Annotated in this window: 25 protein-coding genes; 15 read left to right on the forward strand and 10 right to left on the reverse strand. The window is 45.5% G+C overall.

Annotated features, from left to right (window positions below; all coding sequences use genetic code 11):
- The first annotated feature begins 129 nt into the window (after positions 1–129).
- From QUA07_RS16410 to QUA07_RS16420, 3 genes are read left to right on the forward strand one after another with little or no spacing between them, the layout of a single operon-like run.
- Positions 130–2,160 carry a hypothetical protein gene (locus QUA07_RS16410; protein WP_333326846.1) on the forward strand — a complete coding sequence of 677 codons (2,031 nt, stop codon included), beginning with the start codon at positions 130–132 and terminating at the stop codon, positions 2,158–2,160.
- The gene (locus QUA07_RS16415; protein ID WP_333326848.1) at positions 2,153–3,172 is read left to right on the forward strand and encodes a hypothetical protein; all 1,020 of its coding nucleotides are present in this window, start codon (positions 2,153–2,155) and stop codon (positions 3,170–3,172) included. The genes QUA07_RS16410 and QUA07_RS16415 overlap by 8 nt, the downstream gene beginning before the upstream one ends.
- Positions 3,173–3,191: 19 nt before the next feature.
- The gene (locus QUA07_RS16420) at positions 3,192–8,915 is read left to right on the forward strand and encodes a DEAD/DEAH box helicase (RefSeq protein ID WP_333326850.1); all 5,724 of its coding nucleotides are present in this window, start codon (positions 3,192–3,194) and stop codon (positions 8,913–8,915) included.
- Between the two features lie 94 nt (positions 8,916–9,009).
- On the opposite strand, the gene QUA07_RS16425 is transcribed toward QUA07_RS16420, so the two are convergent.
- Positions 9,010–9,315: a hypothetical protein gene (locus QUA07_RS16425; protein WP_333326852.1), complete on the reverse strand. Its 306-nt coding sequence runs from the start codon at positions 9,313–9,315 to the stop codon at positions 9,010–9,012.
- Between the two features lie 178 nt (positions 9,316–9,493).
- Between QUA07_RS16425 and QUA07_RS16430 the strand changes: the two genes are divergently transcribed.
- The 3 genes from QUA07_RS16430 to QUA07_RS16440 all read left to right on the forward strand — a co-directional run bounded on the left by QUA07_RS16430 (position 9,494) and on the right by QUA07_RS16440 (position 11,368).
- Positions 9,494–10,195 carry a site-specific integrase gene (locus QUA07_RS16430; protein ID WP_333326854.1) on the forward strand — a complete coding sequence of 234 codons (702 nt, stop codon included), beginning with the start codon at positions 9,494–9,496 and terminating at the stop codon, positions 10,193–10,195.
- A gap of 99 nt (positions 10,196–10,294) precedes the next feature.
- The gene (locus QUA07_RS16435; RefSeq protein ID WP_333326856.1) at positions 10,295–10,444 is read left to right on the forward strand and encodes a hypothetical protein; all 150 of its coding nucleotides are present in this window, start codon (positions 10,295–10,297) and stop codon (positions 10,442–10,444) included.
- 15 nt (positions 10,445–10,459) lie between these two features.
- A complete protein-coding gene (locus QUA07_RS16440) occupies positions 10,460–11,368 on the forward strand; it encodes a GIY-YIG nuclease family protein (RefSeq protein ID WP_333326858.1) in 909 nt (302 codons plus the stop codon).
- Positions 11,369–11,409: 41 nt separating this feature from the next.
- Here QUA07_RS16440 and QUA07_RS16445 read toward each other — a convergent pair whose 3' ends face one another.
- Positions 11,410–12,675, reverse strand: coding sequence for an alpha-L-fucosidase (locus QUA07_RS16445; protein ID WP_333326860.1), 1,266 nt, complete (start codon positions 12,673–12,675; stop codon positions 11,410–11,412).
- A gap of 132 nt (positions 12,676–12,807) precedes the next feature.
- Between QUA07_RS16445 and QUA07_RS16450 the strand changes: the two genes are divergently transcribed.
- The 4 genes from QUA07_RS16450 to QUA07_RS16465 all read left to right on the forward strand — a co-directional run bounded on the left by QUA07_RS16450 (position 12,808) and on the right by QUA07_RS16465 (position 15,122).
- The gene (locus tag QUA07_RS16450) at positions 12,808–13,170 is read left to right on the forward strand and encodes a DOPA 4,5-dioxygenase family protein (RefSeq protein ID WP_333326862.1); all 363 of its coding nucleotides are present in this window, start codon (positions 12,808–12,810) and stop codon (positions 13,168–13,170) included.
- 154 nt (positions 13,171–13,324) lie between these two features.
- Positions 13,325–13,828, forward strand: a complete 504-nt coding sequence (locus tag QUA07_RS16455) for a hypothetical protein (RefSeq protein WP_333326864.1) — start codon at positions 13,325–13,327, stop codon at positions 13,826–13,828.
- A gap of 169 nt (positions 13,829–13,997) precedes the next feature.
- Positions 13,998–14,255 (forward strand): hypothetical protein, encoded by a 258-nt coding sequence (locus QUA07_RS16460; RefSeq protein ID WP_333326866.1) that lies wholly within the window; start codon positions 13,998–14,000, stop codon positions 14,253–14,255.
- A gap of 276 nt (positions 14,256–14,531) precedes the next feature.
- Positions 14,532–15,122: a class I SAM-dependent methyltransferase gene (locus QUA07_RS16465; RefSeq protein WP_333326868.1), complete on the forward strand. Its 591-nt coding sequence runs from the start codon at positions 14,532–14,534 to the stop codon at positions 15,120–15,122.
- A gap of 343 nt (positions 15,123–15,465) precedes the next feature.
- Here QUA07_RS16465 and QUA07_RS16470 read toward each other — a convergent pair whose 3' ends face one another.
- On the reverse strand, positions 15,466–16,470 hold the full coding sequence (locus QUA07_RS16470) for an NADP-dependent oxidoreductase (RefSeq protein ID WP_333326870.1): 1,005 nt from the start codon (positions 16,468–16,470) through the stop codon (positions 15,466–15,468).
- 558 nt (positions 16,471–17,028) lie between these two features.
- Positions 17,029–17,184, reverse strand: a complete 156-nt coding sequence (locus QUA07_RS16475) for a hypothetical protein (protein WP_333326872.1) — start codon at positions 17,182–17,184, stop codon at positions 17,029–17,031.
- Between the two features lie 131 nt (positions 17,185–17,315).
- On the opposite strand from QUA07_RS16475, the gene QUA07_RS16480 reads away from it, so the two are divergent.
- From QUA07_RS16480 to QUA07_RS16490, 3 genes are all read left to right on the forward strand, one after another.
- Positions 17,316–17,666 (forward strand): hypothetical protein, encoded by a 351-nt coding sequence (locus tag QUA07_RS16480; RefSeq protein WP_333326874.1) that lies wholly within the window; start codon positions 17,316–17,318, stop codon positions 17,664–17,666.
- Positions 17,667–18,151: 485 nt separating this feature from the next.
- Entirely contained in the window at positions 18,152–19,441 is a 1,290-nt protein-coding gene (locus tag QUA07_RS16485; protein WP_333326876.1) for a tetratricopeptide repeat protein, read from the forward strand.
- Positions 19,420–19,776, forward strand: a complete 357-nt coding sequence (locus tag QUA07_RS16490; protein ID WP_333326878.1) for a hypothetical protein — start codon at positions 19,420–19,422, stop codon at positions 19,774–19,776. The genes QUA07_RS16485 and QUA07_RS16490 overlap by 22 nt, the downstream gene beginning before the upstream one ends.
- Positions 19,777–19,955: 179 nt before the next feature.
- Here the strand turns inward: QUA07_RS16490 and QUA07_RS16495 are convergent, their stop codons facing one another.
- Entirely contained in the window at positions 19,956–20,096 is a 141-nt protein-coding gene (locus QUA07_RS16495; protein ID WP_333326880.1) for a hypothetical protein, read from the reverse strand.
- Positions 20,097–20,145: 49 nt separating this feature from the next.
- On the opposite strand from QUA07_RS16495, the gene QUA07_RS16500 reads away from it, so the two are divergent.
- Entirely contained in the window at positions 20,146–20,448 is a 303-nt protein-coding gene (locus tag QUA07_RS16500; protein WP_333326882.1) for a hypothetical protein, read from the forward strand.
- A 20-nt stretch (positions 20,449–20,468) separates the two neighbouring features.
- Here the strand turns inward: QUA07_RS16500 and QUA07_RS16505 are convergent, their stop codons facing one another.
- From QUA07_RS16505 to QUA07_RS16525, 5 genes are all read right to left on the reverse strand, one after another.
- Complete coding sequence (locus QUA07_RS16505) at positions 20,469–20,981, reverse strand: hypothetical protein (protein WP_333326884.1); 513 nt, start codon at positions 20,979–20,981, stop codon at positions 20,469–20,471.
- Positions 20,982–21,005: 24 nt separating this feature from the next.
- A complete protein-coding gene (locus QUA07_RS16510; protein ID WP_333326886.1) occupies positions 21,006–21,500 on the reverse strand; it encodes an HD domain-containing protein in 495 nt (164 codons plus the stop codon).
- 73 nt (positions 21,501–21,573) lie between these two features.
- On the reverse strand, positions 21,574–21,948 hold the full coding sequence (locus tag QUA07_RS16515) for a hypothetical protein (protein WP_333326888.1): 375 nt from the start codon (positions 21,946–21,948) through the stop codon (positions 21,574–21,576).
- A 69-nt stretch (positions 21,949–22,017) separates the two neighbouring features.
- Complete coding sequence (locus QUA07_RS16520; protein ID WP_333326890.1) at positions 22,018–22,536, reverse strand: hypothetical protein; 519 nt, start codon at positions 22,534–22,536, stop codon at positions 22,018–22,020.
- A 65-nt stretch (positions 22,537–22,601) separates the two neighbouring features.
- Complete coding sequence (locus QUA07_RS16525) at positions 22,602–22,766, reverse strand: hypothetical protein (RefSeq protein WP_333326892.1); 165 nt, start codon at positions 22,764–22,766, stop codon at positions 22,602–22,604.
- A 117-nt stretch (positions 22,767–22,883) separates the two neighbouring features.
- Between QUA07_RS16525 and QUA07_RS16530 the strand changes: the two genes are divergently transcribed.
- Complete coding sequence (locus tag QUA07_RS16530; protein WP_333326894.1) at positions 22,884–23,087, forward strand: hypothetical protein; 204 nt, start codon at positions 22,884–22,886, stop codon at positions 23,085–23,087.
- Positions 23,088–23,092: the final 5 nt, after the last annotated feature.

The raw sequence follows: 23,092 nt of genomic DNA on the forward strand, positions 1-23,092 counted from the left end.
TAAATTAACGCAAGCTGACAACAAAAAGTTTATCTTCTTTTGACGACTTAACCATTGGACTATAATGCCTATTCATGGACTATAATACTTATAATTACCAAGCTCCGTTAAATTATATGAAATATAAAAATGGATTATTTTCAATGGAATAATTCAATCGCTGCTCATTTTTTTAAAAATGAAATGGCAGGGCGCAGCGTTCACCTGTGTGTCACAGAGGAACTACTAAGAAATATTGGTCAAAACTACGGTGCAGATCTTGCAGATTTTATTAAGGCGGTAAAGACTGGTATTATTGGGTTGCCAGGAAAGAGCATCTGCCAGAAAGCCTTGCATAGTATGGATTACTGGAAGTACCGACAGCGACAAAAAGGTTATCCTCTTTACGTCGGCTATTTAGCACTATTCGTCCTCGCTGCCGATATCGAAGAAAATTTTGCTTCCCATGCCTACTACCCCCGCCTCCGAACATTACTGGGTGAAAAACCTAGATCTGGAAACTATCCAGATTTCGACCAGATGAAAATACTGTGGGAAGACTTAGCACGGTGGGCAAATGAAGAGAAAAGTGGTGAATGGGGTATTTTCAACTGTTTTACTGTTGGGAAGAAGAAGCATATCGGTTTACCACAATCACAAACTCTTTTGACTGAAAAAGAGCGCCGTGCACTACCTGCTATTTTTGCGACTACTGACTTAGATCCTCTTTCACATCCTACTGAGGACACCATCGCACTTTTTTTAGCCCATCATGGGCGTAAACAATTACGACCACGAACCCTGCGCTTATTAGAAAAAACTGGTGAGAGTGACGAATTTCGCCAAGCATTGCTCGAATGGATTATTGATGAATTGAGCGGTTGGGATGGAACTGCTGAAGTTTCAGATCTAACGCATATCTACGGACTCTTGAGATTGGGCTGCCAACACGATCCAATTGCCAAACGCGCCACTATAACCTTGCGTTGCAGTACAAAACACGAATTTCCTGAAGACGATTTATTCTTATTTGTAGAAAACAATTCTCACCCCTTTTCTTGTTACGAACATGGGGGAGGTTGGTCTTCAGTGGTAGCTGAGGCAGATAGAAAACCGCTTGATGCCTCTAAGTTTAATTGGTTGCAAGGTTTGCGGATGCGCTCGGGTGACTCTAAATGGTATTTTAAGCTGCCAGCATCGCCGATTCGAGTATTCGTTGATGGAAATAGTGAGGGATTGCCAGGTCTTGTGGAAGTGCGACAATTGCCCACTCAAAAGCCCTTTTATTTAGCTGCACACGAACAGTGTTTAAAGTTACTGACAGAATGGGGAGAATCTAGCTGTCAAGGCTTTGAAAAATTGCAAATAATAGATGGTTTTCCAAGCGGGTGGCACTTGTTCAAGGCGGCTGCTGCTTGTAGTGATGAGTTAATTAAACTAGAATACCCAATCCTGGCTTTTTCGACTAATTTGCGGTTAGAGCTAACTGGGGGGATTCGCCTGGAAAGAGGCAATAAATTTTTTAACTTTGCCCGACCGAAATTGGTTCTCCAAGGTGGTAACGAATCAATAAAAGTATATTGCAACGATCGCCTGTTAAATTGCACCGAAGCAGCAGATATTTATGAACTGCCCGCCAATACTCCAGCAGAAACAAATTTACAAATAGAAGCACGTAGTGGAGAAGATATTATCAAGCGCTGTTCTCTGGTCTTGGTAGAAAACTATTCTTTGCCATCCCAAAGCAACGCGCAACAGTTTGATCGTTTCGGAAAGCTTCAGACTGGGGATAATGGGAGCGCGGGATTTGCTGGGGCATGGGTACAAGGCGTTGATTTCCCGGACTTTAACTTCAACACTTTTTTACCAATACAAGGAAAGCAGCGGATTTTCTTTTTAGGTAAAGAACCAGGTCAAATAGCAATTTGGCCTGCGGAGTCACTGCCTACAAATTGGGAGCCTGTTTGGGCTATTTCCAAAGGTCGTCATCGCGGTCAAGTAATGTTTTGCAGCACCAACGTAGCCGATTCACAACCGTCGATGTCAAAGTGCAAAGACCGCAAGAAAATGCGGGCATGGAAAGAAATATTGTGGCACGATCGCAAGAAAATTTCCCCGCCAGATCGTTCTAACTTGAAAGTATTGTGGCAACAGTTTCAAAAGGAGGCCGAACGTGTCTGAAACTAGCGAAAAACTGCTCTACATTATTTCGGCAAAAAAGGAAGTTACTTGGCTATTCTTTAAGGAAACCTTTGATTATTTGTATAATTTTGAGACGGGCGTGGGGGAAGAAAACACGGACAAAGACGAAATTAAGAATAGAAGAGTTCAAGCACTTCGCACTCTAGCTTCTCTGGGTCACTGCGACTTTAATTTTAGCGAGGATAGTAGCAAGAGTAAGGTTTATGCTGCTCCCCCTCTATTGGTGCGATTGCCCAGTGCCGGCTTTCCTCAAGCCATTTTAGCAGGAGCGCGATCGCCTACTACTATTCAACAATTATCAGATGCTTGTCAGTCTGTGGGAAATCACATCAACGTTGAAATCACAGAACAAGCGAGTGAATTAGGGCTGATACCGAAGCGAGTGGCTGTACAAGCAGAGGATATAAGGGAATTACAGGTGATCGCATCATCTCTCAGCATACCTTTTCTCGAAACGCCCTCAGCTTGGTCTTTGCTGCATTTTGCTGCCAGTATTGACGACTACTTAGCTACCCTTAAAGAATCTAACGATCCAGAATTGAACTGGAATCGCCAAACTTTTAACCCTATTTCTTTACAGTTTATCGAAGAAATTAAAGAAACAGACATTAATATCCGTCTTAGCCGCTACAGTCATCCCTCTCGAAACACAAAGATTTATTATCTTTGGCAAGACGGCATGGGTACTGAAGTAGACCTTGATTGGGGAAGGTATGCTATTCTCAAAGCACGGCGGCTGAATGTTCTGATATACGACAAACGCAGATTCACTATGGCCGTACCGGTCAGCGCGAATCTGCCGCGACTCCTAGAAAGAGCCTTGACTCTTTGTTCCGGTTATGCAGCAACATATGTAAAAAAATTGCCGCACGCTCCGCAAATTCAGGGATTCAATTTATTTTTCGCTGTACCACCTCAAATAGCAGAGATGACCGCAGCTAAATTAGGGCAAACACTCTTGCAGCAATCTTTAGATATAACAACATTATAACAACATAGTGAGATAATTTATGCACGACCCAATTAACGCATTTAACACAATCCGCGACAACTTCTTACTGTACATAAAAACTGCTTTCGCAACTCAATTCCCCGAAATAGAACAAGAACGGGAAAGGCGACTGCGGGAACCAGGCGTGTTTTACCAAGAACCTTGGATTGAGCCGTTAGCCCGCTATCAGCGTTCTGGAAAAACTATCCACGAGCTTGAATTATCAGATGTTCCAGGCTTAGATGAAACAGCCATTCAAGACTTCAAAGAACTAGCCTCGTGCGGACTGGTTGGCCCTTACGAACTCTACAGTCACCAAGCGGAAATGCTCCGCAAAGCATTAGAGGGGCAAAATGCAGTAGTAACGGCCGGTACCGGATCGGGAAAAACAGAATCTTTCCTGTTGCCGCTGTTTGCTTACCTTGCTAAAGAATCAAGAACGTGGGACGCTCCAGGAGCGCAACCACCTCACCTCAATGACTGGTGGGAAAACGAGGCTTGGCAGAATGAATGTTACCCAAAGGTAAATAAAAGACGACGACAGCAGCGTTCTTGTCGCGTCTCACAAAGAGAACATGAAAACCGCGATGTCGCTGTTCGGGCAATGATTTTATACCCGATGAACGCCTTAGTTGAAGACCAGCTAACTCGACTTCGCCGCGCCCTCGATTCCGATTTAGCTAGAGAGTGGTTTCAAAATAATAGAAACGGAAACAGAATTTACTTTGGAAGATATAACGGAGTTACACCCGTACCGGGGCATGAAATTAACCAGCACAACAACCCCCACACAAACAAAATAGAAGAACTGGTCAAGGGTATGCAGAAGATGGCTGTATCGGCTCAAGCTGCTGCTATTTATGCTGGTGAAACAGAAAATGACGAAGTGCAATTCTTTTTTCCTAAGTTGGATGGTGCAGAAATGCGCTCGCGCTGGGATATGCAAGATGCTCCGCCAGACATCCTAATTACAAACTATTGTATGCTCAGTATTATGTTGATGCGGGATGTCGATCGAAATATATTTGACAGAACGAAAGAATGGTTAAAGAAAGATGGCAGCGTCTTTCACTTGATAGTAGACGAGTTGCACCTCTACCGGGGAACTGCTGGAACAGAGGTAGCATATCTTTTGCGGCTGTTGTTGGAACGCTTAGGACTTCATCCAGGTCATCCCAAGCTAAGAATTCTCGCTTCTAGCGCATCTCTCGATCCAAATGATGAGAACAGCCTAGAATTTTTGTCGCAATTCTTTGGCACAGAATGGCATCCCAAACAGATTATTCCTGGCTGTTCAGAACCAATTCCAGCAATCGAAAGTGAAGGTTTCCTTTCTAGCGAACCATTCATTGCTTTAGCGGAATTGCCGAATGCTAATAACCCAGAAACCTCAGAAGAAACACCCCAGTATCACACCTGCCGCGAAATTCTCGAATCTGAAAGTGTCGCGGTTAATGCCAGAATGCTAAATGCCTGCACTGATGCTTCAGGACAAACTCGCGCTGTATCGCTAACTCAATTTGCCCGCGGAATCTTCGGCAATGATTTGGAACATAACACCCTGCGGCTAGCAGCAAGGGGTTTGCTGATGGCTCGCGGTCTATATAAGGGCCCGTCGTCGTTACCATCCTTCAGACTGCACTGGTTTTTCCGAAATATTGAGGGGTTGTGGGCTTGTATTAAACCGGGCTATCGATTCAACGGCGAACAAACCCGACCTGTTGGCAGGTTATTTGCACAAAATCCCCCTATCCGCTGGGGAAATTACCGAGTTTTGGAGCTGCTTTACTGCCAACAGTGCGGCACGGTTTTTCTGGGTGGAAATCGCCTGTTACTGCAAAACAATCAAGGCTGGGAACTATTGCCTACAGAACCAGATATTGAAGGCATTCCTGACCGTCAAGCTGCAAGGTTCTTGGAGCGGCGGACCTACCAAGAATTTGCTATATTTTGGCCGTTCAGAACTCTTAATGCAGATGTCCCTAACTACTGGAATCAGCCCTCAAGACAAGAAGAGCGAGGACAGAGAGCTTATTGGGATATAGCGGCGCTAGACACCCGCAGCGGTCGAGTTATTTTAGGAGATCCACCTACAGATACACCAGCTAACCAATGGGTGAGAGGCTATATTTTTAACTTGCGGCAGGCGCAACTGGAAACGCAGGAAAATATAGGAGCGTTACCTTCTATTTGCCCTTGCTGTGCAGCCGACTATAGCAGGCGACAAACTCGAAGATCGCCGATTCGCGCCTTCCGTACAGGCTTTTCTAAGGTCAGCCAACTGCTTTCTAAGGAACTATTTTATCAGCTACCGAACACTGAAGAATCCCGAAAATTGGTAGTATTTTCTGACAGTCGGGAAGATGCCGCTTCAATATCAAATGGAATCGAGCGATCGCACTACGAGGATCTAGTCCGAGAAGCCCTATTTGATGAACTTGCACAGCTAGCGATCGGTGAATTGCAACTGCTAGAAGACCTGCAACAACACAGTCAGCCTGTGAGGCGTAGAGCTATTCAATTTGCAGACCAAAATCCCAATCGATTTGCAGAATTACAGATGCAGATTGAGTTGGGTAATATGATTTTACCCCCTGGGCTTCCTTCTATAGCTTTACAAACACTCCAGGTACAGCGCGACAGCGCGCAAGCAGCACTTAACGAAATTCAGCAAAGAGGAAATACGCGCACAGTACCTCTGAGAGTGATGTTTGAAGGTGAAAATCAAGCTCCTGGTTTGCTAATTCAGCGATTGGCAGCTTTGGGCGTCAATCCTGCTGGTAACGACATTCTTTATCAAGAGTACCAATATGACGATGACTGGCATCATTGGACGGAGTTGTTTGATTCCGACTTGACATCTCCTAGATGGCACTCTGACTTATCTCCTGCTGCAGAAGAACGGCGCGAAAATCAACTTCGCCCTAAAGTTCAGTCTGAGGTTTGCACTCCCCTATTCAGCCGCCTTTACTTTGGCGTTGAGGCGTCAGGTTTGGGCTACGTCCGTCTCAATTCACCTCTAGAAACAGTCGAGAACTTGGCTGTTCAATGCGGTGCTTCTGCTGAAGTATTTGAAAATATCTGCGACGGATGCTTGCGAGTTTTAGGCGACTTGTTTCGATACCAGCAAATCGATTCGCAGTTTCCAATCGTCGAATGGCGCAATTGGAAGGATGCTCGCGCAAAATTGCGGAATTATGTCAATGAGTGCGCTGCACTGAACGGACTTTCGCCTCAAGAATTGCGTCATTCATTGGGGTCAGCTATTTGCGATCGCGGCCAACACAATTTCTTTATTCTTCGTCCCCGGCATTTATGGGTGCGAGTGGCTATTCCTGACGATCAGGTGTGGCAGTGCAACTCCTGCGGACGCCCTCACTTACACCGTGCAGGCGGTATTTGTACCAATTGTCTCTCCCCGTTGCCTGCATCGCATAACAAAACCTGTGCAACTTTGCGCGAGCGCAATTATTACGCCAAAGAAGCTATAAATCAGCGTCAACCCTTGCGACTCCACTGTGAGGAATTGACAGGACAAACCGACGATCAGGGCCAAAGGCAGCGCCATTTCCGCAATATTGTGGTCAATACTCCCAATCAGGAACGGCAGTTTATCCGTCAGGTAGATACCATCGATATTTTAAGCGTTACTACTACGATGGAAGTCGGAATTGATATCGGCAGCTTAATGGCTGTGGTGATGGCAAATATGCCACCGATGCGCTTTAATTACCAACAGCGAGCTGGACGTGCGGGGCGTCGCGGTCAAGCTTTTGCTATTGTGTTGACACTTTGCCGAGGCCGCAGCCACGATGAATTTTATTACCAATATCCTGAGAGAATTACTGGCGATCGGCCGCCTGTTCCTTTTTTGTCAATGTCACAGGTTGAAATTGCGAGGCGTTTATTAGCAAAAGAATGCTTGCGGCGAGCATTCTTAGATGCTGGCGTTCATTGGTGGGAAAGTCCAACACCGCCAGACAGTCACGGGGAATTCGGCACAACTGAGGCATGGCGAAATAGTGAAGATAGGCGCGCTCGAGTTTGCGACTGGCTGGAAACTTCTCCTGATGTTAATGAGGTCGTAAACGCGCTGTTTGTAAATGTTGCAGGCATCGACCCGGTTGAATTTGAATTGTTTGCCCGCCAAGAGTTATTTCAACAGATTAACAATTGCGCTAATAATTTAGAATTGGCAGGAGACGGGTTGGCAGAACGTCTTGCTGAAGGCGGAATTTTGCCCATGTACGGTATGCCTTCAAGGGTGCGGGATTTGTATCACGGCGTCAACAAGAACAGGAAGCAGGTTTATAAAATTGACCGAGATTTAGACTTGGCAATTACGGAATTTGCGCCAGGATCTCAAAAGACCAAAGACAAACGCATTTATACATCCATTGGTTTTACTGCCCCGTTGCTTTGGGAACAAAATTTGCGTCCCGCCAACGGTGAATCTCTTTCTCAACGTAACTGGATGTTGAGGTGCAGTCGCTGCCAGTTTACGCAAACCTCCGATCGTGAGTTTCCAGACGAAGTGTGTCCCAACTGCGCGGCAACTGAAGATGAGGGATTCCGAATTTTTCAATGGGCTGTCCCCTTGGCTTTCCGTACAAGCCTAAGTCGCGGCTCTGATGCTAGAGATGAAGATGAATTGATAGTTGCTGTTGCTGGCAGTGTAGCAGAGTCACAACCTCAACATTTTGAGAATTTTGAGCTCATAGAAAACACAAATACTAATGCTACATTTGCAAGGACAGGTCGCGTTTTCCGCGTCAATGACAATCGAGGTCTTCTTTTTCGCGGAGCAATGGGAACAGCTTCCTTAACAAGAAATCAGTTGGAGTTACCCGCTCAGTGGATTGACGATCGCTTCCAACAAGGTGGCAACGCGGGGGTGCAATTTCAGTCACAAGGAGAACCAGAGGCGATCGCGATCGCAGCCCCAAAAACAACAGGTGTTTTGCGAATTAAACCTGCTGCTGTACCTCCTGGTTTGTGTCTAGATCCGCTTGCGTTTGGCGCTGCCGTTAAAGCCGCGTTCTACTCAGCGGCTTTCACTGTCCGCTCTGTTACTGCTGAGGAGTTAGACATCGATCCAGAAGAATTAGACGTGAGCGGTTTGCGACAAGTTGAACTAGAGGAGCAAAAAGTAGGAGAAATTGTAATTAGCGATCGCCTGCCAAATGGTTCCGGATTTACCTATTGGCTTGCCCACCACTGGCAAGAAATCCTCTGCAGCATTGTGAATGCTGACCCTGAAGCTGACACCTTTGCAGGACATCTAATATCACCGCAACATCGCCATAATTGCGATAGTTCATGTTACGACTGCTTGCGGCAGTACCGCAACATGAACTATCACGGCTTGCTGGATTGGCGATTGGGTATTTCCCTGCTGAGAGTGCTAGCAAACCCTGGTTTTACTTGCGGTTTAGACGACAATTTTAACTTTCCCGACATAGAATACTGGTCAGAAAATGCTATCTTCCTCCGCAATAACTTTTGTGCATCTTTTGGGTATTGTACTGCCAGGGAATTTGGTCCTCTACCGGGCTTTACCGTGGGCGATATCAGCGTTATTATCGTTCATCCTTTGTGGAATATAAATTGCCCTCAAGGCTTATTAAATGAAGCGAAGGAAGCTGCTGCTACAGTAGTCTCTGCGCCCGATCGAATTCGATACCTAGATACCTTCAATCTGCTGCGGCGTCCAAGTTGGTGCTATCAGTCACTGGTGGTTTAAAGTGAATCTTCAAACATTATCAGACTTGATAGTGGAGGACTGCCGCAGGCACTATCTATATGTAGTGTGCCTGCGACAGTCATACTTGGCTGAATTAATGAGGCTTAAAATCTACGCCTGAAACTTCTGTTTTTGCATCGTAACCGAATCGCTGGCAGACTCGAACAATTTCAGTCTTGGCTAATGGATGCTGCCACGTTTCTAGTGCCCAATTACAAATCCTGTCCTTGCCGTGAACAAAATGCTTCGTGCCGAGCTTAGACGTGCGTAAGTATCCAGTTGAGTCACAACAGCACAGTCTAACTTTTGGGCGCTGAGCTTTCACATTCAGCCATTCTTCATCGGACATTAGAGGGGCTAATAGCTCTCGGCCTGCAAAAAATGCTCTCAGTGGCATCATTTCACCTCAAACGCAGCGCTTGTATCATTAACCAAACATATCAATAAACTGGACTGCGATCGCCCTTTCTTTCCCCTCGCTCTCGCTCAACCGCCGCATTAAGAAATCCCCGCCTACCGGTGCAGTAATGCAGTAAGTATGCAAGACTTTGGAGCATCGGGTCGAGTATACACCAAGCATGAAGATAGAGGGACACGGACAGGCCAAGATATTCACGCAAGAGGAAATCGAACTTTTGTTCAACGAAGGTTTGCAGAGCGATCGCGACCGCGCCCTATTCGGGATTTGTTTGTACACCGCCTGCCGCATTGCCGAAGCGTGCAGCTTGAAAGTCATCGATGTTTTCACCCCGGCGGGTGTCATCCGCTCCGAAATGATCATCCGCAAGGGCAACACCAAAGGTAAGCTCGGCACCCGCACTATCCCCATCATTCAAGAGTTGAGGCTGCTGTTAGAAACCTACAAACATCCCGAACACCCCTACCTATTCCCCAGCCGCCACCTCAATCACCGCTGGAAGCACGCAAACCCGGAAGCCGCCTCTCACCTATTCCAAGAAGCCTGCGAAAAAGTTGGCATCATCGGCGCTTCCACCCACAGCCTCAGAAGGTCAGCACTCACTCAGATGAGCAACGCGGGTATCCCATTGCGGATTATTCAAGAAATCAGCGGCCACCGCAACTTAGAACAATTGCAGAAATACTTAGAAGTGCGGCCCGACCAAGTAAGGGGAGCCGTCTCTGCACTCTCTACCCTTTCTTACGTCAGGAAACATCCATATCCTGATATAGCACCCCCAAGCCCACAAAATCCGTTGCCCCCCCACCAACTGTCACAAGCCCAAGCAGACGACGCGGCCCAAGAAATTCCCGATTGGTGACGAGCAATTTTAGATTTTAGATTTTAGATTTTAGATTTTAGATTTTAGATTTTAGATTTTAGATTTTAGATTTTAGATTTTAGATTTGGGATGCCAAGGATGAAAGTCGCGCATCAAGAGCATCGAGTGCCGATGGGTTTCTTTCCCAAGGCAGAAGCCCTCACCCCTAGATTTGTTGTTACAATTCTCGTAGCGAAGCGGGGCGTAAGCCATCGTGTGGAGCGGGTGTATCTGCGAAACCTGCTTTAAGGAGAACTTTTGACAATGTGGCTTAAATTTGGTGTTGCTCTCAGCGGCGAACTGAGGAGCATTGATGAGGTTGCGCGCGGAAAAACCGACCTCGCTTGCCTCTACTGCGGTGGCAGATTAACAGCAAAAAAGGGTTCGGTGAAAGAACATCACTTCGCGCACACCGGGGAAACTTGCAAATTCGTCTCGCAGCGGATTAAAACCAAAGCTTTCCCATCACTGCCCCTTTACGATAATTTCACCATCCAGCTTAAGGGAGAGGAATTGGAGCAATTGAAAGTGCTGTGGAAAGAGTACGGGGCCCAAAAGCGATCGATTCCCAAAGACTTGGTAAACTTTCGGTGGCAGTTGAAAGGATTGCTAGAGTCAGAGGGATCTCGCTCTTATCAATTCACTCAGCTCGGTAAAATCCCAGTGGGTGCGCTTCCCCTGGCGCTGTTCAACAAAGTCCAAGAACCGCTGCTGCTGTCAGAGTTGATGAAGTTAGAAAGCTCTGTAGAGATTGCTTTATCTGCGGGGTTATCTTGTTTGGAAGAACGGCGGGCTGATTTGCTGATTTATCGAGCACAGCTTCGTCGGATTTTGGTGAACGCGCTCTATTTTCTGGAGGTCAAAGCGGACGACCACTGCTTCTATAAAATTGGAATTACTACTCGATCAATTGAAGAACGCATCGCCGAGGTACAGCGGGATGTGAGGGCGCATTACTCGGATGTGGTTGTTAATTTGCTGGGACTTTGGGAGAGCCGAGGGAATGTCGAGCTTTACTTCAAACACCGGTACAAAGCTTTTAATTACCGGATTGGGAAACTAACGGAATATTTCGTGTTTCCGAACGTCAAGCTTGTGCTGAATGATTTGTACGGAATGGAAGCAAAAGTGCTGTCGGCTGCCCTCGTCGGAGGCGATCTGCAACTGGGGTAGGAAGTGAAGAAGTGCGATCGCTACACTGGTTATATCTTGCTTTAAGTATCGTTGGCTGGAGCAATATCAACTGCAATCACCGTAGCATAGGGATTGAGAGCTTGTTCAGGTACTTGAATCGTTAACTCCCCAAGAGGATCGGCACTTAACATAGAATCGACAATGGCACAGCGAGTTGAGTATTGTAATGATTCCCCTCCAGCGACTTTAGAAACGGCTTGAATCCGTTTTATAGGTACACCTCGTACTGTTACTGACTCGTAGGGCTTCATCAGCAAGTGTAGGTAAAAGCGATTGCCCCGGCGAGTAGAAGGGCCGTAGAATTGCCAAGGTTCCAGTCCAGGCTGTGTTCCTACGATGCTCTGGGCATGAACAGCCATCCATTCTTCTACGAATTGCAACAATTCCAATTGTTCAGATTGAATCTGCCCATTGCCCATAGGACTGACATTCAATAGTAAATTGCCACCTTTACCTGCAACTTCACAGAGGGTATGAATAAGTTGGCGAGCTGACTTGAATTGGGTGTCCTGCGGGTTGTAACCCCAGCTTTCATTCAGAGTTAGGCAAGCTTCCCAAGTACGCGGAGGCGGTTGGGGAGGAATGAATTGTTCGCAGGTATCGAAGTCTCCAAATCCAGGGAGGCGATCGTTGATTAGCAAATGCGGTTGCAGCGAGCGAATCATTTCATGTAGCTCTCTAGCTTGCCATTGTTCTGGCTTTCGCTCCCAACCGCCATCAAACCAAAGCAAGTCAATCTTTCCGTAGTTGCTCAACAATTCTTTGACTTGAGCAAACATAAATTCTAGGTAACGCTCCCACGCTCGACTCGTCGGCTGTCGGAATTTCCCAAACTGATACGGTTTGTCGGTTTCTGTGAAAGCCGGGTAGTCAGGGTAATGCCAGTCAATCAAGGAAAAATACAACCCAATTCGCAAACCCTCCGCCCGCATCGCCTCCACAAATTCTCGGACAATATCTTTTTTGTACGGCGCATACTCGATAGAAAAGTCGGATTCCTGGGTATGAAATAAGGAAAATCCATCATGATGTTTAGCCGTCAAAATCACATACTGCATCCCCAAGCGTTTCGCTAAATGAGCCCAAGTTTGAGGGTTGTATTCAGTCGGATTGAAAGTTTGGGCGGTGCGGTGATAGTCTGCTACCGGGACATCTTGGCAGTACGGCAAGCTAAAGACGCCTCCGACCAACGGCCAAGATATTTCGTACCCACACTGGCTGCTATGACTCCAATGAACAAACATTCCCAATCGTGCTGTCTCAAACCAGTTATTTTCTTGAGTCATTGGTTCACCCTAAAATATAGGCGCTATTGTGAAAGAGTAATGTTTACTCGCAGGTAAAATTAATAAGCTAGGGTATACTTCTTTGTTGGATTTGGCTGCAATGAACCTCCCCATAATACCCCACTGAAAATCATGAAAGCAGACACCATCGAAATTGTTGGTTTTCACGCACATATTTACTTTGACAATGATAGCCGTGATGCTGCTGCGCGTGTACGCGAAGGATTGGCTCGGTTTGAGGTGCAGCTAGGGCGTTGGCACGACACACCCATTGGGCCCCACCCCCAAGCGATGTATCAAGTTGCGTTTTTACCCCCGCAGTTTGGCACAGTCGTTCCCTGGTTGATGCTCCATCGCGAGGAACTAAATATTCTCGTCCATCCCGAAACAGGAGATGATGTGGCAGACCATACAACACATTCTTTGTGGCTGGGAGAAAAACTAGAGCTGAATGTCGAAGTTCTGCGACCTAAAACGGCCAGCACCAGCTTTTAAGTCATCGTCTTTAGCGGTGGATTGTTCTATGTAGAGCAAACACTACTTGCTAGGTTCGGTAGTCCGCCAACTAAATTATTTGCTCAGAGATATCGTTGATTAATTAGTCAAATTAAGCTAATCTCTGGTAATCGTAATTTATTTGAACTCCAAAATGACAGTTAAAGCTATTTCTGCCACCATCCTTTTAGGTGCAATTCCACTTAGTGTTTACCAGCTACCCGACGGCGGTTACAAGGTCGATGCGATTGGGGTTATGAATGCGGTGGACAAGCAAAAACAATCGCTGACCCGCTTTATCAATGGAAACTCACCTTTAGCTCTGCCTTTTGGCGGATACAATTTTACACAAGCTCCAAGCATTCCAGTGGAAGGCAACGCTCAATTAATCAAGCCCATTCCCATTGCATTAGCTACGGCCTACTGGCTCAATGAAGCAACCAAAGGCAACGTGAAAGCCCAAGCTTTAGTTCAAGCTAGTATGGCAGAATCCATCGAACGGCGGGCTGATGCAGCATTCAGCATCAAGCGCACTGAATTTGAGTACAACGTGCGGTTTGGTAAATCCTTTGATTCGGTTATGTTGGAGAACCGAAAAGAGGTTATCGAACGGCGGCTTCCTGGTGACGATTTGTACTTGCCAGATGGAATTAACTGACCAGAAGTGCGATCGCTCCCAACACCTCAGTTTTGAGGAAAACCGAACCAAATCCCAACACCAACCCGTTCCCCAAATCTCGAATAGTGCGATCGTCAAACAATAACCTAGACGAACGCCACCTCCGATTTTTAATTCAGCTTCAGGGAACTAAGGCGCTGGGATGTCTGTGGCTATGGTTGAGACTGGGGGCGATCCTGGTCATGAAAGAGCCCGTCACACCTATGAAAAGGCGGGCTTCGAGCTATTCCCAGCCGCCAGATACTTCAAGAAGCTCGCTTGTGCAGATGTTAAGTCTCAAGGTTTACTTGGTGCTCTTTGGGCGATCGCACTCGTTCCAATACTCCGCCTTGACATGATTCGCGAAGGCTCTGCTTCCAGCAAGCGGCAAAGCCACATAGGAGTGGTAGATTGCGACATAGGTTAATGCTGGATAAGACCGATATAGAGGATATTATCAGCAAAAGTGACGAATAACCCAAGACTTCCAGGATAAACTATCATTCGCGATGGATAACACCCAAGAACCCGGACTTAACCTGCTTTCGTTTCTGTTTAATTCCTTAAAACTAGGATATTGTCTAACCAATATGATGGATGATCTACCCCCCGGTAAAGGTATTATCCAGCCTATCTGCGGTTGAATGCACAGTTATATTTTTTTGGCATCAAATGTGCTCATAGCAACAATTGGAGAAAACAGATGTGGGATGAAAGATACAGTGCCCAAGAGTACGTATACGGCACAAACCCGAACGAGTTTTTGGAAGCAAACGTCAACAGTATTCCAAAAGGTAAAGTTCTGAGCTTAGCCGAAGGAGAAGGGCGGAATGCCGTTTTCCTTGCGAAACAGGGTTACTCTGTAACCGCTGTAGATGCCTCTCTAGTTGGTTTGAATAAAGCCAAAAAGTTGGCAGAAGAGAACGGGGTGGTTGTTGAGTTTATTCATGCTAATTTAGCAGATTATGATTTAGGCGAGAATCAATGGGACGGAATTGTCTCTATATTTTGTCCATTGCCCTCTTCAATCAGAAAACAACTTCATAGAAAAGTTGAATCCGGGTTAAAGCGAAACGGTGTGTTTCTGCTTGAGGCTTATACACCCGCTCAGTTGAAACATGGTACTGGTGGCGGAAATTCAGTAGATTCGATGCAATCTAAAGAATCTTTAAGCCTTGAGTTAGCTGGCTTAAAGTTTAGGCATCTAATTGAGCTTGAGCGTGATGTAGTAGAAGGTATTTATCACACTGGCATTGGTGCCGTAGTTCAGGCGATAGCATCAAAAGAAATATAACATTCTGGTGCAGCGGATTGCCTGAAGCCGATACGGTGAGATGCTTCAGATCCCAACAACCGCTGACTAGAACTGTTAGCTATCTTTGTACAGAGGTGTTACACTCTCTGTGCACAGCCATTTGATGTTGTCCAATGAAGGCTAATCATTGGAGGTTTTAATTGGAACTTCTGGAAATTGCAGGTACGACCAATGCTGGGAGAGTAAAGTGTACCGCTAGATTTATAGTTTGAAATCTGATGCCAGCGATGGCATCCTATCCTTCAACCAAATAATGTCTAAGCGATGTCGGATTGCAACTTGCTCAAATAATGAAGTAAGTACCCACTCAATGAGTGGCTACCTAGCCCAATTTTACCACCATTTTACCAACATTTTTGCCTTCAAAAAGACCGATGAACGCATCCACCGCTCGCTCGATTCCTACCACCACTGTTTCCTTGTTCTTCAATTTGCCAGCTTGGAAATAGCCGCCCACTTCTTGTTCAAATTCACTCTGGCGATCGATCCAATCCCTAACGATTAGCCCTTTCATCGTCAAGCGTTTGCCAATCATATTAAATAGATTGGAAGGGCCCGGCTGCGGTTTTTCATCGTTATAACCGGAGATGCTGCCACAAGCGATAATCCGACCATGCACCCGTAATGCCGAGAGCGCCGCTTCCAGCGTTTCGCCTCCTACATTATCGAAATAGACATCAATTCCGTCCGGTGCTGCCTGATTCAGTTGTTCGAGGACAGGACCGGCCTTGTAATCGAAGGCGCTATCAAATCCGCATTCTTCTCGCAGAAATTTGATTTTTTCCATTGACCCAGCAGACCCGATGACATGGCATCCGCGCAATGAAGCCAGTTGTCCGGCAACATTTCCCACCGCGCCTGCTGCTCCCGAAACAAAAATAACATCGCCGGCTTTGACTTCTACCAAATTCAACCCAACCCAAGCAGTCATACCTGTCATGCCGAGGGCACCGAGGTAAACTGAGGACGGTTGAATATCGCGGCTAACCTGATGCAATTCTTTTGGTGCAGCTATGAAATATTCCCGCCAGCCATAGTTGGAAGTCACCACATCACCCGGCTTAAATTCCTGGGCACGAGACTTGATTACCTCACCGACCGCGCCGCCTTCGAGTGCTTTTCCTAACGCGAAGGATGGAACATAGGATTTCCCCTCGTTCATGCGACCGCGCATATATGGATCTACCGAAATGTAGAGATTGCGAACGAGCACTTGTCCATCTTGAAGTGGCTCTAGTTTGGTCTCGGCGATCGCAAAGTTATCTGCGGTAGGAATCCCCTTGGGGCGAGAGACTAGCCGAATCTCGCGGCTCACGATCTCTGTCATAATTTTCTCCTTATTGGGTAGATTTTCAGAACTCAATTGACTTAAGTTGTAGCGGTTGTTTTTATTTACTGAAGGCATGGATGCCAAACATCACTCGCGCCAAATCCTAACGATTGACTATTCTCTTAAAAATTCAGTTGATTGGTAGTATTGAACAGAAATAATCCCGGCTTTACATCTGTCGTTAGATGGAGTCGATATGTGAAAGTCAATGATCCGAGTCAATAGCCTGTTGAGAAAATGAGCGCCTCACAAATCTTCTGCCCGCTTAATTGATGCTTTTTTACCTGCAGCTACGCTAGCCACAACCAAACAGACCGTGACTAGGGCGATCTACTCGGTGAGTTTCACCAAGCAAAATTGCCGAAGCCAGAATCGTCAAAAATGGTTGCCACAACTGAATTTGACCTACCTATGCAACTTCACCCATTGCCCTACCATGATAGCAGGCAAAAAATGCGATAAATTGACTAAAAATACTCACATAAGCCAAACCCAATTAGGCACTCAGTGAAACTATTAACTCTTATTTTTAAACAACAAAATTGTGGGTAAAACCTAGAAAAAATCGAGAATCACCCATGCCCAACCAATAACTTGCCACCCACCTAAAACCTGAGCTAATCGCTCACCTTCAGCATAGCCAAAATCAGCAACAATTATCGAATCCAATGGCGCTAAATCTGCGAGCTGAAGCTGTCGGGCAGCGCTCATAATTCCAAAAAAGACAACTGTTATACTACCGACAATGCTAGCAATCACAAAAGTGAAGTCACGGCGCTCGCCACCACCAACACCCCCATTTGCGAGAAACTAAACCCAGACCAAAACCCCACAAACCCGCTATGCCCAAACTTCCTGAGTGCGAGCGCTGTCTCCTCTACGCGCACAACCCCCACCTCATCTGTGCCGTGCATCCCACAGGCCCTAACACCAACACTTGCCTTGACTTTCGAGAAGACTCCAACGCTGAACCGGATGAACTGTGGGAACCCGAAGGGGCGAGCTACTACAACGGCGAACTCATTCTGCAACCGAAGCAACGGTGGACACCAGAGCAACAGTTAGAGCTACTGGATACCCACCCCTTGTTTACTGGTCGGTGTCCCCGGTGTGAAATGACTTATCCCCAGTACGAAACGCCCCCAGTGCATTGGGATTGTTCGGAGTGCGGGTGGATGGATGATGCGGTTTGAGGCGATGGTTCGGAGCGGTTGAGCAATTCTTAGTTTTATTGGTTGCAGAGTCAGACTGTAGCTTAAATGAGTGTCACTAAAAAAAGCGACTAGTAAGGCATTGTGGGCAAAAGTTATCTTGATGGCATCGCTGATATTCAAGAGTTCGTTCGCCAAGCGATGTATTTTTTGATGCTGGCATTCCAGTATGCGAGCTGTCACCACCGCTCAATATTCCGGATCGTTTTTGGAACGATACTACAAGCTTACGCGGGGCAAGGCTCAGAAAAAAGTCCAATTAAATGCAACGAGCGGGGTGGAGCTGACATTGATTTAATTATCCACCGTGGCTCTAAGTCAAGCGAGAATAATCCATTGGACAATTGAAAAATTATCCGGACTATGGTATCTTAACTCAGAAAAAAAAGGCATTAGTTTCCCGTAAATAACCTACTCCCTCGCACATAATAACAATCAAAGCGATTTACCTCACTAAATTAGACATTATGACCAATTATTTAGAAACTATTATTGCACATTATGAAGAAACAATTAATCTTATCAAAGAGGCGAGAGCTTCTACTTCTATTAATAGCGAACAAATTATAATAGCTTTAAATACACGAGATACAGTGCAGATTGCTTTAAAAAAATCGAGATTTGTTTCTAGTAGCAAATTGAATAAACTTATAGAACTCGATGTAGCTATCAGGGAAGAATTGCAAGTGATTCTTAACGCTCCTAATAGCAACAAAATAATAGAACAATTAGCTCAGGGGCGTGAAACCGTAAATCCTTCACCCGAAGCTTGGTGGTGGAGATTAGAAAGCATTACATCTCCCCATCCTTGGGATGATTGGGATTGGTTGTGGAAAGTTCTGACAGTTGCGGCTTGGGCGGGGAATGTCAGTTTATTGGTCAATATCGCAACTCGGTTTCTCGGTGGCGGAGTGGGATTAGCTGGAGTAGTTGCTGTTATTTTACCTAGTATTTTAACGTTGCTACAGGCTAGTAACGAATTTACTCAAGCAGGCCGCGAAGGTTTTGAGAAATTCCTTGAAAAGTTGAACATTCCTAAACAATATCATGAAAGAACTAAGTTGGGTTCGACTATGATAATGTTAGGATTCTTAGTAATTTTTTGGTGTTCTTTACCTTTAATTTCTGATTTTTATAAACGCAATGGATTCAGAAATTATCAGAACAGTAATTTGGGAGAAGCCGAACAGGATTACTTAAAAGCAATTTCTCTAAATACCGATAATGTAGAAGCTCATTATAATTTAGCTAGTCTGTATGAGAAGTGGCAATATTGGGAGAAAGCGAAGAAAGAATATCAAATTGCTGTTGCAGGTAATTTACCAGATGCTTATAATAACTTAGGTCGTTTGTACATACAGGAAAAAAAATACCCCCAGGCAGCTTCTCTCCTGGCTAATGGTCTACAGTTAGCCCAGAAGCAAAACTCCACATCAGAAATTATGTATAGCTTGTTGAAAAATTTAGGTTGGGTTAGACTGGAACAAGGTAGGTATGAAGAAGCACAACAAACCCTACAAGTTGCCATCGGTATTGCCCAAAATCCACAGACAGTAAAATATATTGAGAATCAGGCATCAGCACATTGTTTATTGGCACAGGTACTGGATAAACAAAAGCAAGCATCTGCGTTGGAACAGTGGCAGAAATGCTGTCAACTTGGTTCTCGGCTTAATCCCGATGAAGATATCTGGTTGCATCTATCTCATCAAAAATTACATAAGGCAGGAAAAAAATGCGAAAACTCCAAACGTTGAGCTGGCTGGCTGGAATATCCTTCAGTCTATTTTTGATAAGTGTAGGAAGACCCGGAATTAGTCAGCAAAAGAACGTGGGTTTTATCTCTGAGATCAAAGAAAAGGTAGAAATTAAGCGAGATGGGCTCAAATACTACCAAAAAGCCTATGTTGGTGACAAAGTTAATTCTTTGGATAAATTGCGCTTGGAAAAAGGTGCATCGGCAAAAGTAATGTGCAATAACTTAGATATTTGGCATCTTAAGTCTCAAGGAGAATTCTTGGTTGATCAGGGCTGCCCATCTACAAAACAAACTGGCCGACCAGGCGAAGATAAACATCCAGCTCTGTTCTAGCTTGTCAAGGCATTTACAGTTTGCTTGTCGTTTTCTTGCGTCATTAGCCAACCATATGGGTGTTATCTGGTATTTCATCCATCATTACAGTGCATCGTTACTTGCTTAGCACTACCTTGATTTTTTAGACTACTCCCCCAATCTAGCAAGCTTAACAAAAGTTGTGTAGCCGCTGCTTGTCAAGTTTCCTCACCATCATCAGCCCAGGAGTCACAAACTAAAAAACTTAGGGGAGCGGGACTGTGTGCGATCGTCAAGCGAGTTTCTGCTGCTTTGTATTTTGTGTCATCGGGTTGGTGATCGCTCTCCAACTGAGTCAAGCGTGAAATGATGGTGAGATAGGCACTAAGAAATATGGAATGCAGAGAAATGACTGACTCGCCACTCGAACAAATCAATTTGCTGGACACGGACTATGCCGACATCCTTGCCAACAGTAGCCACCCCGCGTTTGAAATGCAACTGGTTAGGTTTGGGATTGATGCAGCAGAAGCCCGCACCGCCACCAACTTCATCGCCCTCATGCGCCAAAAACCCGACACTCCCGAAGGATGGGCAGCTTTAACCGAGGCTTGGGAAGCAGGTTGCGGCTTCGAGCCCGAACTCGAACACCTGCAACTGCTCGTACAATTGCTGTGGAACCATCAAAGAAACGGTGCAAGCGATAGATAATCCGCAGCGTTTAGTTGAATTCACCGCAATAAGTTAGCAAAAGCATCAACAGGCAATCCCTCTTTGAGCAGCGAGAATTTCTCGATGTAATTGCCATCAAATATGTTGATGTCATCCATGCGAGTGCGCGTTGCTAAAACAGACTCTACCCATGTTGTAGAGAGCGGAACTCCAAAATAACAACCGGGAGAATCCCAAGTCGGGTCGATGGCATATCCATCGGGTGTGAGCAACCAAGCATGGCTAATTGGAAATCCAACATCGGCATGAAGGGCGTATCCTTCGACGTAGGTGAGGCTGTTATCGGCAAATGCTAGTTGTTGGCAATTCCAATAACCAAACTTCGGTGCGCCACATTCGATCGTTTCGGGTAGCGCCTGGGGTTCCATAATGAAGCCGCAGTCTAAAACTAATTCTTCATAGCGTTGATACTTCCAATGCGGTCGGGCGGGTGGTACTTCCATTGCTGCAACTACACTTTCTAAGTAGCGCTTAATCTGCTCTCCTGAGACGGTTTTGGTGAGGGTATTCACGGTAAAATTCCTGTTCTATTGAGTTTACTTGTTCGAGCTTTCCAATCGATTCCACATCGGCATTAGCTCGACATCCTGGGGATTGTACAGCAGTTCTTTGAATAGGGGAAACTCTTTGACGTACATTTTATAGAGCTTGGGATTGCTTTGGAGGCTAGCTGCGGTGTTAGCGATTCTATCGGCAAGCTTTACCGCTAAAGCTTTTTTGTTTGACTGGATTTTTAAGGCTGTCTTGCGAAAGCGATCGACTCGGTTTTGTCCCGGCTCAGTGGTTACAGCCCACACAATATCCGCCGTCTCTTTCCCAAATTCGGACACCAGCATTTCATAGGTAGTAGGCGTATCTTCCAAGACATCGTGGAGCCATCCTGCTGCTGCAATCGCTTCATCGCCTGCATACCCGAATTCAGCCAGCACTTGAAATACTTGAGCTAGATGATAGGAATAGGGATGCTCACCGTATTGTTGATTGCCGTGTTGGGCAATTGCAAATTCCTTGGCTTTATCTGCGAGATTCATCAACTTTACCATCACAACTCAAGCATAATTATCAAGAGGCAATCCATCTTTTAGCATCAAAAAGTTTCGGCTCCTACTGAGTTAAACCTTTAGCTTTACTCTGTTCTCTTAACCGCCAATCTTTGTTGGTATCACCCAAAACTTTAGATTGCATTCTATCTTGAACTTCAGCTTCCCAATTTGTAGGAAAATACTGCTTGATTAGTTCGACGTGTTCAATCTCCTGTTTGGTCAGCCACCACTGCCGACCCGCGAATCTCATAGGAGATGTGAGCTGCTTGTTTGCTTCAAGGTACTGCTGCAATTCAGCAATCTGATTCTCATCCAATCCGTAGGCTTCTGCTTCTTTCTGCCACTCCGTCCAACTCATGTGCGTGTGAGAAGGCAAACTGGATAAAAAATCGTGAGTTAGCTCGTCCAGCTCCATAGTGTTAATGTAATTAGTCATTCTGTAACTTCCTTTGTTGTGAATTGATAATTTGAGCTAATCGGTCATTGTGTTATGACTGCGATTAATCTAAGTTTTAGCAAGAGCCTCTGCCGGGAATCCTTGTTTGAAAATTGAAAACTCTTCGAGATGATTCCCCTGCAAAATGCTCAGTTCATCAGGCCGTCCCTTCTGCTTTCGAGAATTCCAAATTGATTTTACCCACGATGTAGCCAGGGGAATGCCCAAATAACAGCAGCCGAAAGGTTCCCAAGTCGGGTCAATGACGTATCCGTTGGCATCAAGCAGCCAAGCGTGTTGCAGCGGGATAGACACGCCTTGCGCCATTGCATAGCCTTCGACGTAAGTGAGGCTGCGGTTTTTTAAGACTAATTGCTGGCAATTGGCGTAACAGACTCTCGGTTGACCTTGTTTGATGTTTTTGGGTAGCGGTTTGGGTTCCATCACCCTTCCGCACTCTAACACCAATTCCTCAAAACCCCGGTACTTCCAATCCGTTCTGCCTGGTACTTTTTTCATCACCACAGCTATATCTTGCAAGTATCCTTTGAATTCCTCTAATTCAGTAGTTTCAGTTGGATTGTTCATGGTAATAATTAAGGTTGAGCTAACTTATTGAGTCGATGGTGTATTTGCTGTGTAGTACGGTGTTGTTATCCACCTGCTGCGTAATGATCTCGGTTTTTGTCGTACATTTGGTATTTGAGCATGGCTCTTTCTAGTTTGACATAATTGATAGCACTCGGATTCTTCTTGAAAGCTTTATAAGCAGCATCCATTTCTATTTTAAGTTGTTTCTTGATGTTTAGTTCGTCCATAAGTGACAGGGTATTTAAGATTAACTCATGCAGAAGAAACTAACTTTATCAGCGCTAACCAATTCTATTATACTAGGAGAATAGTAAGTCTCAGAGTTTTCAAAATAGAGGTTATCTATGAACGTGGAAATAGTTAAAGCAACATTGTTGTCAGAAATCCAAGAGTTACAAGAAAGTTTGCAGATAATTGCACGCAGGGTGCAACAAGGTGATGCAGTCGGTTCCCAGACCAATGTCGATAGCTCTAAAGTCAATAATTCGATCGGTAAGTATCAATTATTGATGGAGCTGAGGGCAAGTGAAGCACAAAAACAAAGCTGACACTT

It is taken from the genome of Microcoleus sp. T3_A4, assembly GCF_036700465.1.
GTDB lineage: Bacteria > Cyanobacteriota > Cyanobacteriia > Cyanobacteriales > Microcoleaceae > Microcoleus.

Excerpts from the sequence above, each read along its gene's own strand:
- QUA07_RS16490 (WP_333326878.1), top strand. The coding sequence starts at position 19,420 with ATGCGAAAACTCCAAACGTTGAGCTGGCTGGCTGGAATATCCTTCAGT.
- QUA07_RS16500 (WP_333326882.1), top strand. The coding sequence starts at position 20,146 with ATGACTGACTCGCCACTCGAACAAATCAATTTGCTGGACACGGACTAT.
- QUA07_RS16510 (WP_333326886.1), bottom strand. The coding sequence starts at position 21,500 with ATGAATCTCGCAGATAAAGCCAAGGAATTTGCAATTGCCCAACACGGC.
- QUA07_RS16445 (WP_333326860.1), bottom strand. The coding sequence starts at position 12,675 with ATGACTCAAGAAAATAACTGGTTTGAGACAGCACGATTGGGAATGTTT.
- QUA07_RS16425 (WP_333326852.1), bottom strand. The coding sequence starts at position 9,315 with ATGATGCCACTGAGAGCATTTTTTGCAGGCCGAGAGCTATTAGCCCCT.
- QUA07_RS16455 (WP_333326864.1), top strand. The coding sequence starts at position 13,325 with ATGACAGTTAAAGCTATTTCTGCCACCATCCTTTTAGGTGCAATTCCA.
- QUA07_RS16435 (WP_333326856.1), top strand. The coding sequence starts at position 10,295 with ATGAAAGTCGCGCATCAAGAGCATCGAGTGCCGATGGGTTTCTTTCCC.
- QUA07_RS16530 (WP_333326894.1), top strand. The coding sequence starts at position 22,884 with ATGAACGTGGAAATAGTTAAAGCAACATTGTTGTCAGAAATCCAAGAG.
- QUA07_RS16525 (WP_333326892.1), bottom strand. The coding sequence starts at position 22,766 with ATGGACGAACTAAACATCAAGAAACAACTTAAAATAGAAATGGATGCT.
- QUA07_RS16480 (WP_333326874.1), top strand. The coding sequence starts at position 17,316 with ATGCCCAAACTTCCTGAGTGCGAGCGCTGTCTCCTCTACGCGCACAAC.
- QUA07_RS16515 (WP_333326888.1), bottom strand. The coding sequence starts at position 21,948 with ATGACTAATTACATTAACACTATGGAGCTGGACGAGCTAACTCACGAT.
- QUA07_RS16410 (WP_333326846.1), top strand. The coding sequence starts at position 130 with ATGGATTATTTTCAATGGAATAATTCAATCGCTGCTCATTTTTTTAAA.
- QUA07_RS16520 (WP_333326890.1), bottom strand. The coding sequence starts at position 22,536 with ATGAACAATCCAACTGAAACTACTGAATTAGAGGAATTCAAAGGATAC.
- QUA07_RS16470 (WP_333326870.1), bottom strand. The coding sequence starts at position 16,470 with ATGACAGAGATCGTGAGCCGCGAGATTCGGCTAGTCTCTCGCCCCAAG.
- QUA07_RS16430 (WP_333326854.1), top strand. The coding sequence starts at position 9,494 with ATGAAGATAGAGGGACACGGACAGGCCAAGATATTCACGCAAGAGGAA.
- QUA07_RS16475 (WP_333326872.1), bottom strand. The coding sequence starts at position 17,184 with ATGAGCGCTGCCCGACAGCTTCAGCTCGCAGATTTAGCGCCATTGGAT.
- QUA07_RS16450 (WP_333326862.1), top strand. The coding sequence starts at position 12,808 with ATGAAAGCAGACACCATCGAAATTGTTGGTTTTCACGCACATATTTAC.
- QUA07_RS16420 (WP_333326850.1), top strand. The coding sequence starts at position 3,192 with ATGCACGACCCAATTAACGCATTTAACACAATCCGCGACAACTTCTTA.
- QUA07_RS16440 (WP_333326858.1), top strand. The coding sequence starts at position 10,460 with ATGTGGCTTAAATTTGGTGTTGCTCTCAGCGGCGAACTGAGGAGCATT.
- QUA07_RS16465 (WP_333326868.1), top strand. The coding sequence starts at position 14,532 with ATGTGGGATGAAAGATACAGTGCCCAAGAGTACGTATACGGCACAAAC.
- QUA07_RS16485 (WP_333326876.1), top strand. The coding sequence starts at position 18,152 with ATGACCAATTATTTAGAAACTATTATTGCACATTATGAAGAAACAATT.